The organism is Pantoea dispersa, assembly GCF_019890955.1.
GTDB classification, from domain to species: domain Bacteria; phylum Pseudomonadota; class Gammaproteobacteria; order Enterobacterales; family Enterobacteriaceae; genus Pantoea; species Pantoea dispersa.
In genome coordinates, this window is sequence record NZ_CP082347.1 from 639,718 (window position 1) to 653,935 (window position 14,218).

The 14,218-nt window shown below is 58.6% G+C and carries 15 protein-coding genes; 6 read left to right on the plus strand and 9 right to left on the minus strand.

Translation table 11 applies throughout. The features are described from left to right. The first annotated feature begins 25 nt into the window (after positions 1-25). Both K7H94_RS21730 and K7H94_RS21735 read left to right on the plus strand, forming a co-directional pair. Positions 26-574 carry a helix-turn-helix domain-containing protein gene (locus K7H94_RS21730; protein ID WP_058758972.1) on the plus strand — a complete coding sequence of 183 codons (549 nt, stop codon included), beginning with the start codon at positions 26-28 and terminating at the stop codon, positions 572-574. 108 nt (positions 575-682) lie between these two features. After that, on the plus strand, positions 683-1,204 hold the full coding sequence (locus K7H94_RS21735; RefSeq protein WP_058776198.1) for a GNAT family N-acetyltransferase: 522 nt from the start codon (positions 683-685) through the stop codon (positions 1,202-1,204). Here the strand turns inward: K7H94_RS21735 and K7H94_RS21740 are convergent. The 4 genes from K7H94_RS21740 to K7H94_RS21755 are packed head-to-tail and all read right to left on the minus strand — an operon-like array spanning position 1,201 to position 5,840. Beyond that, positions 1,201-2,601 (minus strand): ABC transporter ATP-binding protein, encoded by a 1,401-nt coding sequence (locus tag K7H94_RS21740; RefSeq protein ID WP_222952405.1) that lies wholly within the window; start codon positions 2,599-2,601, stop codon positions 1,201-1,203. The two genes, K7H94_RS21735 and K7H94_RS21740, sit on opposite strands and share 4 nt — an antisense overlap. Next, on the minus strand, positions 2,601-3,377 hold the full coding sequence (locus tag K7H94_RS21745) for an ABC transporter permease (protein ID WP_222952406.1): 777 nt from the start codon (positions 3,375-3,377) through the stop codon (positions 2,601-2,603). The genes K7H94_RS21740 and K7H94_RS21745 overlap by 1 nt, the downstream gene beginning before the upstream one ends. Positions 3,378-3,379: 2 nt before the next feature. Beyond that, the gene (locus K7H94_RS21750) at positions 3,380-4,315 is read right to left on the minus strand and encodes an ABC transporter permease (protein ID WP_058758969.1); all 936 of its coding nucleotides are present in this window, start codon (positions 4,313-4,315) and stop codon (positions 3,380-3,382) included. Beyond that, positions 4,308-5,840, minus strand: coding sequence for an ABC transporter substrate-binding protein (locus K7H94_RS21755; RefSeq protein ID WP_222952214.1), 1,533 nt, complete (start codon positions 5,838-5,840; stop codon positions 4,308-4,310). Before K7H94_RS21755 ends, K7H94_RS21750 begins: the two co-directional genes overlap by 8 nt. Before the next feature lie 200 nt (positions 5,841-6,040). Between K7H94_RS21755 and K7H94_RS21760 the strand changes: the two genes are divergently transcribed. Further along, positions 6,041-6,226, plus strand: coding sequence for a tautomerase family protein (locus tag K7H94_RS21760; protein ID WP_021508848.1), 186 nt, complete (start codon positions 6,041-6,043; stop codon positions 6,224-6,226). A 12-nt stretch (positions 6,227-6,238) separates the two neighbouring features. On the opposite strand, the gene K7H94_RS21765 is transcribed toward K7H94_RS21760, so the two are convergent. The 4 genes from K7H94_RS21765 to K7H94_RS21780 all read right to left on the minus strand — a co-directional run bounded on the left by K7H94_RS21765 (position 6,239) and on the right by K7H94_RS21780 (position 10,090). Further along, a complete protein-coding gene (locus K7H94_RS21765; protein ID WP_150360109.1) occupies positions 6,239-6,997 on the minus strand; it encodes an ABC transporter ATP-binding protein in 759 nt (252 codons plus the stop codon). Continuing rightward, a complete protein-coding gene (locus tag K7H94_RS21770) occupies positions 6,994-8,025 on the minus strand; it encodes a FecCD family ABC transporter permease (protein WP_222952215.1) in 1,032 nt (343 codons plus the stop codon). Before K7H94_RS21770 ends, K7H94_RS21765 begins: the two co-directional genes overlap by 4 nt. After that, positions 8,022-9,041, minus strand: coding sequence for an ABC transporter substrate-binding protein (locus K7H94_RS21775; protein ID WP_245001428.1), 1,020 nt, complete (start codon positions 9,039-9,041; stop codon positions 8,022-8,024). The genes K7H94_RS21770 and K7H94_RS21775 overlap by 4 nt, the downstream gene beginning before the upstream one ends. A gap of 239 nt (positions 9,042-9,280) precedes the next feature. Beyond that, entirely contained in the window at positions 9,281-10,090 is an 810-nt protein-coding gene (locus tag K7H94_RS21780) for an SDR family NAD(P)-dependent oxidoreductase (protein WP_058758964.1), read from the minus strand. A 45-nt stretch (positions 10,091-10,135) separates the two neighbouring features. On the opposite strand from K7H94_RS21780, the gene K7H94_RS21785 reads away from it, so the two are divergent. After that, positions 10,136-10,525, plus strand: a complete 390-nt coding sequence (locus K7H94_RS21785; protein ID WP_222952408.1) for a winged helix-turn-helix transcriptional regulator — start codon at positions 10,136-10,138, stop codon at positions 10,523-10,525. Positions 10,526-10,608: 83 nt separating this feature from the next. Here K7H94_RS21785 and K7H94_RS21790 read toward each other — a convergent pair whose 3' ends face one another. Beyond that, on the minus strand, positions 10,609-11,016 hold the full coding sequence (locus tag K7H94_RS21790; RefSeq protein WP_127835029.1) for a winged helix-turn-helix transcriptional regulator: 408 nt from the start codon (positions 11,014-11,016) through the stop codon (positions 10,609-10,611). 84 nt (positions 11,017-11,100) lie between these two features. Here K7H94_RS21790 and K7H94_RS21795 point away from each other — a divergent pair, with 84 nt between their 5' ends. Together K7H94_RS21795 and K7H94_RS21800 are read left to right on the plus strand one after the other, a co-directional pair. Continuing rightward, positions 11,101-12,039, plus strand: a complete 939-nt coding sequence (locus K7H94_RS21795) for an aromatic alcohol reductase (RefSeq protein ID WP_222952216.1) — start codon at positions 11,101-11,103, stop codon at positions 12,037-12,039. A 338-nt stretch (positions 12,040-12,377) separates the two neighbouring features. Beyond that, entirely contained in the window at positions 12,378-14,201 is a 1,824-nt protein-coding gene (locus K7H94_RS21800) for a methyl-accepting chemotaxis protein (RefSeq protein WP_141495814.1), read from the plus strand. Positions 14,202-14,218: the final 17 nt, after the last annotated feature.

Genomic DNA, 14,218 nt, shown 5'->3' on the forward strand with positions numbered 1-14,218 from the left:
TTCGATATAAAGAACAGGAGTAATTGTGACCCCGCCCATTGCTATCATTGCCGCCGGACTGGTGCGCGAACGCCAGCGCGCCGGACTTTCGCTGACGGAAGTGGCGCGCCGCGCTGGCATCGCCAAGTCAACGCTGTCGCAGCTGGAGGCAGGCAACGGTAACCCCAGCATTGAGACGTTATGGTCACTGTGTGTGGCGCTGAATATTCCCTTTGCACGGCTGATGGAGCCGGAAGTGAAAAAGATGCAGGTGATTCGGCGTGGCGAAGGCATGGTGGTGTCAGCAGAGTTAGCAGACTTTCAGGCCGCGCTACTGGCCAGCTGTCCGCCGGGCGGCCGCCGCGATCTGTACTTGATTACCAGCCAGCCCGGCGCACCACGCGCCTCAAAACCGCATCCACCGGGTTCCGTCGAACACATCATCCTGGCTCGCGGCCGCGCACGGGTTGGCCTGATGGAAGCGCCGGTCGAACTGTTCCCGGGCGATTATATTTGTTATCCCGCCGATGAACCGCACATCTTCGAGGCGCTCGAAGCAGACACCATGGCGGTACAGTTGTCAGAGCAGAATTAAAGAAGTTTCGCTGCGCCTGACTATCACAATTTCCTATGACTAATGCGGATGATTGCGCTGCGGCGCGGTGGCATGCTGTCAGCATCATTGGCAGAACAGCAGGAACATATGGACATTATTCCCGCGCAGCCGCATCACGCGGCGGCGATTCAGAAGATCTACGCCTGGCACGTGCTGCACGGCACCGCAACCTTCGAAACGGAACCGCCGGCGGAGAGTGAAATGCTGCGGCGTATCAATGACGTGCATGAGCGTGGCGGTTACTGGCTGGTGGCCGAAGAGCAGGATCAGGTGCTGGGTTACTGCTATCTCGCGCCGTATCGTCCGCGTTATGCCTACCGCTTCACGCTGGAAGACTCTATCTATCTCGACCCGCAGCAAACCGGACGCGGCATCGGTAAGGCGCTGCTGCAAAAAGCGGTGGCGCTGGCCGAAGCCGCTGGCTTTCGCCAGATCATCGCGATTATCGGTGACAGCGCCAACCAGGGCTCGCTGGGAGTACACCGGGCGCTCGGTTTTGAGCACACCGGCGTGATGAAATCGGTGGGTTACAAACATGGCCGCTGGCTGGACACCGTGGTAATGCAGCGGAGTCTCGGGCCCGGTGACAGCCAGCCGCCCGATCGCTAAGCCGCTTCCATGGCGATCACCCGATGGGTGCCTTTCTCCAGCAGATCGCGGTCATGACTCACCAGCAGCACCGCGCACTGCTGCTCGCGCGCCAGTTCCGCGATCAACTGCCATGTTTGCTGCTGCACCAGCGGATCGAGGCGTGACGTCGGCTCATCGGCAAACAGAAATACCGGCCGCAGCAGCATCACCCGCAGTAGCGCGAAGCGCTGCAGTTCGCCGCCGGAGAGCGCCTCTGGTCGCCGCGTCAGCAACGCGGGATGCAAGGCCAGCCGCGCCATGAGCGCATCGCGCTGTGCCGGCGGGAGAGCGTGACGCCGCAGCACATCGTTGATGCTTTGCCCCAGCGTGCGCTGGGGCGGAAACAGCGCGGAAGGATCCTGATAGATTTTCTGATATTTCAGCGCATCCGCATCAGCGTGGTGCGTTACGCGGCCCTGCTGCGGCGCGAGCAACCCCAACAGCACGTCGCCGAAGCTGCTTTTGCCGCTGCCGCTGGCACCGTGCAGGCCAACGATTTCACCGGCGTGCAGCGTGAAATCGCGTGGCACACCCAGCCTTTTGCCCCCGCGCGCCAGCACAATGTCCTGGGTGCTGATCACCGGCCTGGCACCGATCACCGTTTGCTGTCGGGCGGGCCAGACGGCCGGATCGGCAGCCAGCAGCGCGCGCGTGTAAGGCTGCTGCGGTGACTGCAACACCTGCTGCGCCGGGCCCTGTTCAATCACGCTGCCTTTATGTATCACCAGCACGTCGCCGCCCAGCTGGCGTGCCAGGGCGATGTCGTGGGTGATGGTCAACAGCATGCCGCCATCGGCCACTTCGCGCTGTAACAGCTGGCTGACTTCGTCGCGGCGCGCCACATCCAGCCCTTTGGTCGGCTCATCGGCAATCAGAACCTGCGCGCCACCGGCACGGGCTGCCGCAAACGCGGCGCGCTGTGCCATGCCGCCGGAAAGCTGCCACGGATAACGCCGTGCCGCCGCGGCCAGACCAAGCTGCTGCAGATCCTGCTGCGCCGCTGCAGCGCTGGCGGCGGGCGGCAAACCGCGCACGAAGCGATGCCCTTCCGCCACCTGCTGCTGAATCGCCATGGTCGGATCGAGCGACAACCACGGCTCCTGCGGTAGCGAAGCCAGCGTATTGCCCCACAGCCGACGCAGCTGCGCCGTATCCTGCGGCAGCTGAAAGCGTCTGCCGTTGATCATCACCTCACCGCTGGCCTGCAGCGACGGCGGCAATATCCCCATAATCGCCTGCGCCAGCAGACTTTTCCCCGATCCGGTTTCGCCGAGCAGCGTCAGCGGCCGACCGGGTTGTAGCCGCACATCCACCGGTTCAACCAGTGTTTCAGTCGCTGTGGCAACGCTCAGCCCGGTGATCTGTAATTCCTTCATCATCGCTCCTTTTTCATCAGCAGATTGAGGCTGATCAACAGTAAAAACAGTGCGGCTACCGGCTGCATCAGCAGCCACGGCGCTTCCCACGCAAACGGCAGCAGTTCGGTCATCATCAGGCCCAGCTCCGGCGTGGGCGGACGCACGCCAACGCTGATAAAACCGAGCGCCGACACCGCCATGATGGCGCTGCTGAAAGAGAACAAGGTTAGCGTCAGCAGCACCGGTGCCAGCGCAGGCCACAGATGATGACGAAAACGATACCAGGCAGAGAACCCGAGCAGTTTGCTGGCCTTCATACCGGGCGCCTGCACAATTGGCCGCAGCGTGGCACGCGTGACGCGGAAAAATTCCACCCACAGCACCAGCGAAATACCCAGCCAGAGCATCTGCGGCGCGTCTGGCGCAATGGCGGCCAGCAGCAGTACCAACAGTAATCCCGGCAGCGCGAGGCACATATCGCCAACGATGCTCAGCAATCGCTCAGGCCAGCCACCGTACAGCGCACTGAGCACACCGGTGAACACGCCCGCTATCAGCGCACTGATCACGCACAGAGCTGCCAGCCCGAGTGACAGGCGCAGCGCGGCGCTGAGGCGCGTTAACATATCGCGACCGAGATGGTCGAAACCGAGCAAATGGCTGCGGTTCGGCGTCTGCAACATTTGTAGCAAATCCTGCTGTAGCGGATCGCCGTGCTGAATCAGCGGCAGCACAAACGCGTAAGCCAGCAGCGCCGCCAGCAGTACCAGACCCACCCAGCGTGAAAGCGTCATCTTCATGCGCGCGCCCCCCGGGGATCGAGCAGATGACAACCGGCATCCACCAGCATGTTCAGCAGGACAAACAGCAGACCGAGCGTCATGGCGCTGGCCTGAATTACCGGCACGTCACGCGCAAAAATGGCGTGCACCAGAGCGTGACCGATTCCCGGCCATGCAAACAGGGTTTCCACCACCACCACGCCTTCCACCAGCCAGACAAACTGCATGCCAAACCACGTCAGCACCGGCGCGCTCAGATTACGCAGGCCGTGACGCAGCAGCAGGCGCGCGGGTGCCAGTCCTTTTTGCGCTCCCCAGCGATAGTAGCCGGACGACACCACCTGCCAGGTGGCTTCGCGCACCACGCGCACGCCGACGGCCGTCAGCGACAGTGCCAGCGTCAGTGCTGGCAACAGGAAATGGCGCAGCTCGCCGTGACCGGCGCTCGGCAGCCAGTCGAGTTGCAGCGCGAACAGCAGGATCAGCAGCATGCCGAGTGCAAAATGCGGCACCGATTTCAGCAAGGCGGTCAGCCAGAACAGCGCACGGTCGAGCCGGCCGTTGGCGTGGCAACCGGCCCAGATGCCGAGCGGCAGCGTCAGCAGTAACGCCAGCAGCAGCGAAACGCCCGCCAGCGCCAGCGTCTGGCCCAGCTGCCAGCGCAGCTCATCCATCACCGGCTCACCGGAAACCAGCGAGCGGCCAAAGTTAAACTGCAGCAGATCGAAGAGCCAGTGCAGCAGCGCACTGCCGCCGCTAAGCGCTCCATCCAGCTCCTGCTGGACCCGCGCCACCGCGTCGGCATCGACGCGATCGTAACCATAGCGCCCCGAGGCGATACGCCACGCCATGTCGCCCGGCAGCGCCTGCACCAGCAGCCAGGTCAGTAATCCTACCGCCAGCACCACGAACAGCGCCTGCGCCATGCGCCAGCTGAGTTGTTTAATCATGGCTCCCCCAGTGCATCTGGCGCAGGCCGAAGTGGCGTTCAAACGGATCGAGTTTGACGCCCTGCAGCTGGCTATTAACCGCCGCCGACTGCTGATACCAGGCCAGCGGAATCACCGGCAGATCCTGTTGCAGCGCACGGGTGATGACGCTGCGCGCCCCGGCGCGGGCTGCGCCATCGGTGGATTGCGTCAGCGTGTGGAGCGCCGCGTCGAAGCCTGCCGCATGCCAGTTCATCGCCCCCCAGTCACCGCCGTGGGTGCCATAATCCTGCAGCAGCGTTCCGGTCGGATCGGGCGTCAGGGCAAAATTGCGCGCAAACAGCGCCAGCTGCAGACGGTTGTTGTGGTGCTGCGCCGGGATCTCGCTGGCATTGGTCGCATTGATTCGCACGTCTATGCCGACCTGACGCAGCTGCTGCTGAATCACCATCGCCATCAGCGGCAGCTCAGGGCGATCGGGATAGGTCAGCAGCGTCAGGCTGAAGCGCTGGCCGTTGCGTGTCAGTACGCCATCCGCGCCGCGTTGCCAGCCGGCCGACTGTAATAACTCAGCAGCCTGCTGCGGCTGATAGTGCAGCGGCGTGAGTGCCGGGTTGTGCCACTCTGCCATGTTAGGGGGAAACAGCTGGCTGGCTGCGCCCGGATAACGCAGCACCGCCTGCGCCAGCGCGTTGCGATCGATCGCCATGCTGATCGCCTCACGCACCGGCAGTTCCGCCAGCAGCGGATCGGCCAGATTAAGCTTCAGCATCAACGTGCGCGGCACCGGAATCGCCGGGATGTGCAGCGACGCTTTGCGTGCCAGGCGCTGCCGGCTGGCGGCATCAAGGTTAAACACGTAATCTGCATCACCGCTTTCTGCCAGCAGCGCACGGGTTTCCGCGCGGCCGGTCGCCAGATAGCTGGCGGCGGCAATCGCCGGTTTCTCGCCCCAGTAATCCGCGAAGCGCGCCACCGTCAGCGACTGCGGCGGCTGGAAGGAAGTGAGCGTAAACGGCCCGCTGCCAATAATGCGCGTGATGTTGCCCTGCGCATCCCAGCTGGCCAGTGCGAGGATTTGCGAGCGGCTTTCCGCCAGGACCGACAGCAGCGGCGTGAAGGGTTCACGCAGCGTGATGGTGACAAGCTGCCCTGCCCCGCTGATGTCGGCGATTGGCGTTTTGTCCAGTAAGCCCGCTTTGCCGCGTGCGGTGTTGAGTGATTTCACCACGGCAACCGCATCCAGCAGCGAGCCATCGTGAAAATGCACGCCGTCGCGCAGCTGAAACTGCCAGCGTAGCCCATCGTCAGAGACCTGCCAGCGCTGTGCCAGCGCCGCCACCGGCTCACCGCGTTCGTTCACTTCTACCAGCGTTTCAACCACATCCATGCGCAACAGAATGTCGCCGGAGAGCGCCGGATCGCTGCCTTTAATTTCAAACGGTGCGGCAATCCGCACCGGTTTTTCGGGTGCGCTCGCCGCCACAACGGCGCAGGAAGCCAGGCCGAGCGCCGCAGCGATCAGCAAATTTTGCATTGATTTCATTAAATTTTCCGAATAAACCGTTACACTACCATCGAATCAATTACGTTATAACATAACAATTCACACTTTAACACACGGCGTTTGCAGGGAATTCGTCAGCCGCTTGTTGCCTTTTAACCGTCGCGACCGGTTAACGCTGCGCGCGGCAGCGTGGCTGAGGTATGCTTGAGAAGAACTCTAATCCGTGAGGAAACGCCGTTATGCCAGAGATTGTCGTTTATGCTGCGGAAGGCCGTAGCGTTGAGCAGAAGAAAAAGTTACTCAAAGCCATCACCCAGGCGGTGGTGGATTCGTTTGAGATCGATGCTGATGTGGTCACCGTGTCGATTATCGAAACGCCGAAGCATCATAAATCTAAAGGCGGCGTGCCGTTCGACGAGCGTTAAGATCAGCCCGGTTCAGGCGTACTGAATATTCATGGAGCCGCGCTCGCTGCGGTTGACGATGGCCTCGACCTGCCACGTCCGCTGAATCAGGGCAGGCGTCAGCACGGCGGCGGGCTCACCGCTCGCCACCACTTGCCCGTGCTGCAGCACCACCAGATGCTGGCAAAATTTTGCCGCCAGATTCAGATCGTGCAGGGCCACAATCACCGTGACCGGCAGTGCGGCAATCAGCCGCATCAGCTCAAGCTGAAACTGAATATCCAGATGGTTAATCGGCTCATCCAGCAACAGGATATCCGGCTGCTGCGCGAGCGCACGCGCGATCTGGCAGCGCTGGCGTTCGCCACCGGACAGCCGCTGCCACGACCGCCCGGCCAGCGCATCCAGTTTCATCAGCGACAGCGCGTGCTGCACTGCCGTTTCATCTGCCGTCCGCCACGGGCTGAACGCGTTGCGATGCGGCGCCCGCCCCAGACGCACGATGTCGCTAACGCACATCTCAGCTTCCATTTCGGCATGCTGCGGCACGAAGGCCAGCGTACGGGCACGCTGCCGCCGGCTGAGTTGGTTCAGCCGCGTGCCGCCCATCTCCAGCCCGTTATAAGCACAGGGCTGAACGCCCGCCAGCGCACGGATGAGCGTCGATTTTCCCGAGCCATTAGGGCCGAGCAACCCGACCGTTTGTCCCCGCTGCGCCGCAAAACTGATGTCAGATAACACCCTGCGCGCCTGTAGCGTCACGCTCAGTTTATCCACCGCGACATACTTCATGATTTCTCCCGGTTGCGATACAGAATCAGGGCGAACACCGGGGCGCCCACTAACGCCGTCACCACGCCTATCGGCAGCACCTGATGGGTGATTAACGTGCGTGATACCAGGTCGGCAATCACCATGAAATGGCAGCCGCCCAGGAATGCGAGCGGAATCGTCACCAGATGACGCGGCCCGGCAATCATGCGGGTGATATGCGGGATCACCAGCCCGACAAAACCGACCGCACCAATCGCGCTGACGATCACCGCCGTCACTAACGCAGTGGTCAGCAGTAATACGATGCGCACCGCTGAAACCTGCGTGCCCAGCGTCGCGGAGACCTCGGTGCCAAACGAGAAGGTATCCAGCGCGCGCGCATGGTAGAGCACAGTCAGCAGACCGGCGAGGGTTACGGCAAAACACAGTAATGCATCTGCCCAGCGCACGCCGCTCAGGCTGCCGAGCAGCCAGAACATCACGCCGCGCGACTGCTCAGCATTGGCCGCCGTGCTGACAATGTAAGCGGTCAGCGCATTAAATAATTGCGTCCCGGCAATACCGGCCAGAATGATGCGCGCGGTGTTTTCCCGCATGCCGCCGGAGAGCAGAACAATCAGCATAAATGCAAGACAGGCACCGCCAAACGCGCCGGCACCGGTGGTGATGGCCCCGCCGCCGATGCCAAGCAGCATCACGCACACCGCGCCGGTTGATGCACCGGCGGAAATCCCCAGCAGATAAGGGTCGGCCAGCGAATTGCGCAGCAACGACTGCAACACCATCCCACACAGTGCCAGGCCGCCGCCGCTGCTCGCCGCCATCAGCGCGCGGCTCATGCGGTATTGCCAGACGATGCCGGCTTCCAGCGCCGGCAGGTCGTAATGGGTGATGCCAAGACCATTGGTGATGGCCTGCGCGGTCAGGGTAAAGCTGATCGCGACATCGCCGGTTGCCGCGGCCAGCGTCATCATCACCGGCAGGCTGAGCGCGCCCGCAGCAATCAGCAGGCCGGTGCGCCAGTAACAGACAGCGTGAGCGCTCATCGGGCAGGTGCGAAAGCAGCGATCTGCTGACCGATCAGCTCCACGGCCTCTACGTTGCGCAACGAGGGATTCAGTGACATGGCCGGTACCACCACGATGTGGCCGTTTTTCACCGCTGGCATTTCACGCGTCACCGGATCGCTTTGCAGAAAGTGTTTTTTAACCGCGACGTCATCGGCGGGATAGAGCCGCCGCGCCATGCTGGCAATAACGATGATGTCCGGCTGCGCGGAGACAATGTGCTCCCACGTGACCGCCGGCCACTCTTCGTCTGAATCGATAATGTTGGTCAGACCGAGCGTCTGGCTGATCCAGCCCGGCGCCCCTTTATTGCCGGCGACCCAGGGATCGCCTTTCAGGCGCGGGCTGGAAAACCAGTAAACCACCTTCAGAGGCGCTGACGGCGATTTGTGCAGCTGTTGCTGAACCTGTGCTATACGAGCGGCCAGTTGCTGTTTGAGCGCTTCGCCACGCGCCGGCACATCAAAAATGCGCGCCAGCGCGCTGATTTCCGCAAAGATCACCTTGATCCCATACGGTGTTGTGCGTGCACCGTCGCTATTGGACGTGGTGGTGACGGCTTTGCCGATGCAGTCGGCAGGCGAAATCCAGGTTCGGATGCCGAGCTGATCAAACTGTTCACGCGTGGCGACTTCACCCTGCGGCCCGACGTGCCAGCTGTACTGCGCCAGCACCAGCTCCGGGCGCTGCGCCACCACCGCTTCAAAGCCTGGGGCGTTATCGGCCAGCCGTTTAAGCTGGCTGCCCTGCCCTTGCAAATCGGCGGGCAGCGCGCCAAACCACACCGAGGTTGCGGCAATTTTATCTGCCAGACCGAGCGCCAGCAGCAGTTCCGTTTCATGCTGGCCAACGGTGACGACGCGCGCAGGCGGATGAGCGAAGATTTCCTGGACACCGCAGTTATCAACGGTGAGCGGATAGTTACTGGCATTAGCATTGAATACAGGAAGCGACAGCAGCGCCGCAATAATCAGGGAGAGCGAGTTTTTCATCATGGTACTTTCATTGTTACGTTATAACATAACAATATGCATGACCAGGTGTGGACTGTCAATAAACAGGATTGGGCATACCGACCGGGACTGCGCGCATCATGAAGAGGATGACGTTAGGGTATGAGCAGGGCTGCAACAGCAGCCCGCCCAGTTCTGATAATTAAATCGGCTCTGATGATGTCATCGAATGAAGTAGTAGCTGAAACAGAGATTTTATTCAGGATGTTGTGCGGCTGGCTTTAAAGTCCGGGCCACATACCGCCATCAAGCCTTAAATTTGAACCCGTTATGTAACCCGACAACGGGCTGGCCAGAAAGGTGATGGCGTCCGCTATTTCTTTGAGCGTCCCTACGCGCGCCATGGGCACATTGGCATACAGGGGCAATACGGCCTGTTCAATATCTTCCCATGGCGCGTCAGCTGAAAGCCCTGCATCTTTGGCCGTTTGACGAAATGCTTTTTCGAGGCTTGCACTATGAATAGTACCCGGTGAGAGAGTATTTACGGTTACGCCATCGTGTGCGACCGCTTTTGCCAGCGATGAGGTCATGGCAATAATCCCTGCTTTAGCAGCAGCATAATCCGGACGCCTGGCGGGAGGCATCAACGCTGCCAGGCTCGAAATATTAATGATTCTGCCCCATTTTTGTTCACGCATCCCAGGAAGAAAAAGATTAATGACACGTAAGGCTGAAAGGACGTTTTTATCATACCCAGCCGCCCAGGTTTCTGGCAAAGAAGACGTCCAGTCCTCTGTGGGGCCGGAGCCACCCGCATTATTAACAACAATATCAACGGATTGTACAAGCGAACAGACTTGCTGATAAAGCAGTTGAATATCTGCCTCACGGGTTAAATCTCCCGTTACTGCGTATGCTTGTCCACCTTGCTTTATGATATCGCTGGCGATATTTTCAGCTTTAGCTGGATCCCGGCCATGTATAATAACGCGGGTGCCTTCAGCGGCAAGCCCTCTGGCTACCGCTTCTCCAATACCTTTGGTGCTACCCGTTATCAGAGCAATTTTGCCGTCGAGTTTCAGATCCATTACTGTTCTCCAGAATACGTGAAAAATCTATTGGAAAATAAACTGATGAATGAATCAATTACGCACCTGAAAGTGCCTGTAGGCGATGAGGAGAAAACACGTTGTCTCGGACCAGAAGGTTCGGTCGCTTATGTCACACAATGTTTAACTATTATTTCCGGCAGATGGACACTGCAGATTTTATTCAGATTATTTGCGGAGCCTGTGATGCGTCACTCGCAATTCATGAAGAGTATGCCGGAGATATCGCATAAAGTCCTGACTCAACATCTGCGCAAGCTTGAACGTGATGGGCTGATAATCCGCACTGATTTTGGTGAACAGCCCCCACGTGTTGAATACGCACTCACGCATGCAGGCCATAATCTGATGCCCGTGCTGCTCTCAATGCGTGAATTCTCACGAGACAACCTGTCAAAACCGGGACAGGATTAATAGTGCAAAAAAATTTGCACTATTGGCAGCAGGGAAATAATCACGCATCCTCAGCAAGGTCGTCATCGCGCAATTTAATGCCATTACTGATCAGGAGTATCAAACGTAATCCTGCTTTGCTTAAAATAGTCGGCCGACGAAATAATCCACGCCCAGAGCGGCATCATTTTCATCATCATTTCTTCGCCCGCGTCCGTGGCCGTATAGACGACACGCGGTACTTTTTCCTGATAATCACAACGGGATATAAGGCCGTCACGCTCAAGCGTACGCAGTGTGCGCGTCAGCATTCGTTGTGTGACACCCTGTAGTAAACGACCCATTTCTGCATGGCGCAACGGTCCATGGGTGACCAGAATATGCAATATACCCAGCGACCAGCGATTGCCGGCGTGTGAAAGAATTTCACGCTTTAATGTTTCATCATCGTGACTCAACGCCTCACAAAATTGTCTGGAAAACTGCAGCAGGGCTTCGCGATTAGGTTCCATCTCTCCTCCGGTATCACGGGTGTACCTGATTGAATCAGGGTTTGTCCGCTGTCAGGATGACGGATATAACCTAAGGAGACAAGCATGCTACCCGTTGATCAACATGTCGAAAATATTCTTATCCTCGGCGCAGGAGAATTAGGCATGGCGGTGTTAAACGCCATGGCTAAAAAAGCGCAGCAGCATCCTCTGATTAAAATAAGTGTATTACTCCGAAGCGAGGCTGCACATGCCACGTCCGGCCCACTTAAAACCCGGCTGGATGCGCTACAAAAGCTAAATATCACTGTGGTGGAAGGCGACCTGCAGAAAAATAGCCTGAGCGAACTCTCAGCATTATTTCGCACCTATGATGCCATCATTAATTGCAGTGGTTTTGTCGGCGGGCCGGGAACGCAGCTCAGAATCACTCAGGCCGTGCTGAAGGCGGGTGTCGCCCGCTATTTCCCCTGGCAGTTTGGCGTGGATTATGACGTTATCGGCAAAGAGAGTGGGCAACCGGTATGGGATGAGCAGCTTGAAGTGCGCCACCTGCTGCGCGCCCAAAGCAACACTGACTGGGTAATTGTTTCGACCGGTATTTTTACCAGCTATCTGTTTGAACCCGATTTTGGCGTGATCGATGCCGGGAATAAAACGGTTTATGCCCTCGGCGACTGGAACTATGCCCTGACACTCACCACGCCAGACGACATCGGGCAGCTGACAGCCGATATCTTCTTTCATCAGCCCGCTTTTCAGAACGACATTGTTTATATCGCTGGCGATACGCTGACTTACGCAGAGCTGGCTGACCTGATGCAATCTCACTGGCAAAGCGCGGTCAGGCGAGTATTACTTAGCCGGGAGAGGCTACAGGAAGATGCAGAGCGTCATCCCCATGACACTGGCGCGGCCTACCGGCTGGCCTTTGCCCGTCCGGACGGTGTGGCATGGCCTAAACAGGAGACATTTAATTACCGCGAGCACATTGCCACCACCAGCGCCGCTCAGTGGCTGACGAACCAGCCAGCAGCGTTCTGAGGAATTCAGGCGTAGCAGAATGTCCTCAGGCGCAACGCCTGGCCTGAGGGCTATCGGGCCCTTCGCCTAAAATCCCGGCGCTTTGACAAACCGGCAGGTTGCGTCAATACTTTCCCCCGCACCGCTATCCGCCAAAATCAGTACCAGTCTTAAACAGAAAACCCGAGCTCCACGCCTGCCCTACCGTTGCAGCCCTTCCCCAAGCATAGCTCATCTAATAAATTTAGGTGATTATATGTTTTTTAATTATTTTAATTGAAATTAATCATCTCCCTGCCGATAACGCCATTGCCATCAGGCAAAAGCGTGGACAACAACAACCAGGGAGATTCACCTTAATGAAAAAAATACGTGTTTTTTTGGAAGATATCAGAGTCAGCAGAAAACTCATGCTCGGGTTTGGTGTGCTGCTTATCCTCAGCATTGCTGTAGCTTCCTGTGGCATCAAAAATCTGCACGACATCGCGGAACGTGCGGAAAAACTCAGCCAGTTGAAAGGCATTAACGATCAGTTCGCGCAGGCTAAAGATGCCCGCCTGCAATACGTTAAAACCCACGATGAAAAATTCATTGCCGACAACGAATCGCGACTGCAGGCGATTGAGGGCAGTATCAACCAGCTGAAAACCTGGCGATGGGATAGCGCGCAGACCGCGCTGATTGCCTCTCTGCCGGCTGCGATGAACCTTTATCGTCAGCATCGTGCAGAAACGGTGAACGAAGTGCATAAGCGCCAGAGCATTCTGCAGGCGCTGCGCTTCAGTGACGAAACCACGGCGGTTGCCGCGCTGGCCAGAAACTACGTCAGCACACAGCAGGATACGGCAACCGCGCTCAATGAAATCGCTAAATATCTGAATGGTATCAGTATTCGTGTAAAGCTGATGGCACTGGACAACAGTGAAGAAAACCGTCTGGCTTTGTCAGGCTTTATAGCTGAAACGATTCAACTCATTGACCAGGCTCGACCACGCCTGAGCGCTGATGACAGCAACGCGCTGGATAAAATTGCCGTAACGCTGGCGGCCAGACGCGACAGCGTGCAGGACTACAACGCCTCCGCGGAAGAAGAAGTGGAAGCGACCCGCCAGCTTGCCATCGCGGGCCTGCATCTGACCAATACCAGTAATCAATTATTTACCCAGCAGCTGGCCGCCACGCACCAGGATATCGCCCGGGCAATCCTGTGGATGTCGCTGATCCTGGCGGCGGCTGTGGTAATCAGCATTCTGATTGCGGTGTTTATCACCCGGCAGATTACCCGTCCTTTAGCGGTAACACTGAACGTCGCGCGGCAGATTGCGCAGGGAGATTTGAGCGTACAGCTGCAAACTTCGCGTAAGGACGAACTGGGCGAGCTGATGCAGGCGGTCGGTGAGATGAGCAACGATCTGCGCGGCATCATTGGTAACATTCGCAGCGGCGTGATGCAGGTCAGCCACGCTTCCGCAGAAATTGCTGCAGGCAATAACGATCTTTCCGCCCGCACCGAGGAGCAGGCGGCCGCGCTGGAGCAGACGGCAGCCAGCATGGAGCAGTTAACCGCTACCGTGAAGCAGAACGTGGAAAACATTCATCACTCCAGCGAACTGGCGCGTGCCACTTCGGAGAAGGCTAATCAGGGCGGCTCGCTGGTCAAAGGCGTGGTTGAAACCATGGACCAGATCAGTGCCAGCTCCGGCAAAATCGCCGAAATCACCACCGTCATTAACAGCATTGCTTTCCAGACCAATATCCTGGCGTTAAACGCAGCAGTAGAAGCAGCGCGCGCCGGTGAGCAGGGACGCGGCTTTGCCGTGGTCGCCAGTGAGGTGCGCAGTCTGGCGCAGCGCAGCGCTCAGGCGGCCAAAGAGATCGAAACCCTGATTGGCGAATCGGTCGCGCGTATCAGCAGTGGTTCACAGCTGGTGGGTCAGGCCGGTAAAACCATGGATGAAATTGTACATTCCGTTGGCAACGTAACCAGCATCCTCGCCGAAATCGCGCAGGCATCCGATGAGCAGAATCGCGGCATTTCGCAGGTCGGCGTCGCTATCGTTCAGATGGACAGCGTGACGCAGCAGAACGCCGCGCTGGTGCAGGAATCATCGGCCGCCGCCAGCGCACTGCGCGATCAGGCGTCGACACTGGAAGGCTCAGTCGCGCGTTTCGTGGTGCAGTAAGCGGTTTTTCACTGACA

Coding starts and splice junctions, on each gene's coding strand:
- K7H94_RS21735 (WP_058776198.1), top strand. CDS start 683: ATGGACATTATTCCCGCGCAGCCGCATCACGCGGCGGCGATTCAGAAG.
- K7H94_RS21750 (WP_058758969.1), bottom strand. CDS start 4,315: ATGATTAAACAACTCAGCTGGCGCATGGCGCAGGCGCTGTTCGTGGTG.
- K7H94_RS21770 (WP_222952215.1), bottom strand. CDS start 8,025: ATGAGCGCTCACGCTGTCTGTTACTGGCGCACCGGCCTGCTGATTGCT.
- K7H94_RS21755 (WP_222952214.1), bottom strand. CDS start 5,840: ATGAAATCAATGCAAAATTTGCTGATCGCTGCGGCGCTCGGCCTGGCT.
- K7H94_RS21795 (WP_222952216.1), top strand. CDS start 11,101: ATGCTACCCGTTGATCAACATGTCGAAAATATTCTTATCCTCGGCGCA.
- K7H94_RS21745 (WP_222952406.1), bottom strand. CDS start 3,377: ATGACGCTTTCACGCTGGGTGGGTCTGGTACTGCTGGCGGCGCTGCTG.
- K7H94_RS21760 (WP_021508848.1), top strand. CDS start 6,041: ATGCCAGAGATTGTCGTTTATGCTGCGGAAGGCCGTAGCGTTGAGCAG.
- K7H94_RS21740 (WP_222952405.1), bottom strand. CDS start 2,601: ATGAAGGAATTACAGATCACCGGGCTGAGCGTTGCCACAGCGACTGAA.
- K7H94_RS21790 (WP_127835029.1), bottom strand. CDS start 11,016: ATGGAACCTAATCGCGAAGCCCTGCTGCAGTTTTCCAGACAATTTTGT.
- K7H94_RS21765 (WP_150360109.1), bottom strand. CDS start 6,997: ATGAAGTATGTCGCGGTGGATAAACTGAGCGTGACGCTACAGGCGCGC.
- K7H94_RS21800 (WP_141495814.1), top strand. CDS start 12,378: ATGAAAAAAATACGTGTTTTTTTGGAAGATATCAGAGTCAGCAGAAAA.
- K7H94_RS21780 (WP_058758964.1), bottom strand. CDS start 10,090: ATGGATCTGAAACTCGACGGCAAAATTGCTCTGATAACGGGTAGCACC.
- K7H94_RS21775 (WP_245001428.1), bottom strand. CDS start 9,041: ATGATGAAAAACTCGCTCTCCCTGATTATTGCGGCGCTGCTGTCGCTT.
- K7H94_RS21785 (WP_222952408.1), top strand. CDS start 10,136: ATGAATGAATCAATTACGCACCTGAAAGTGCCTGTAGGCGATGAGGAG.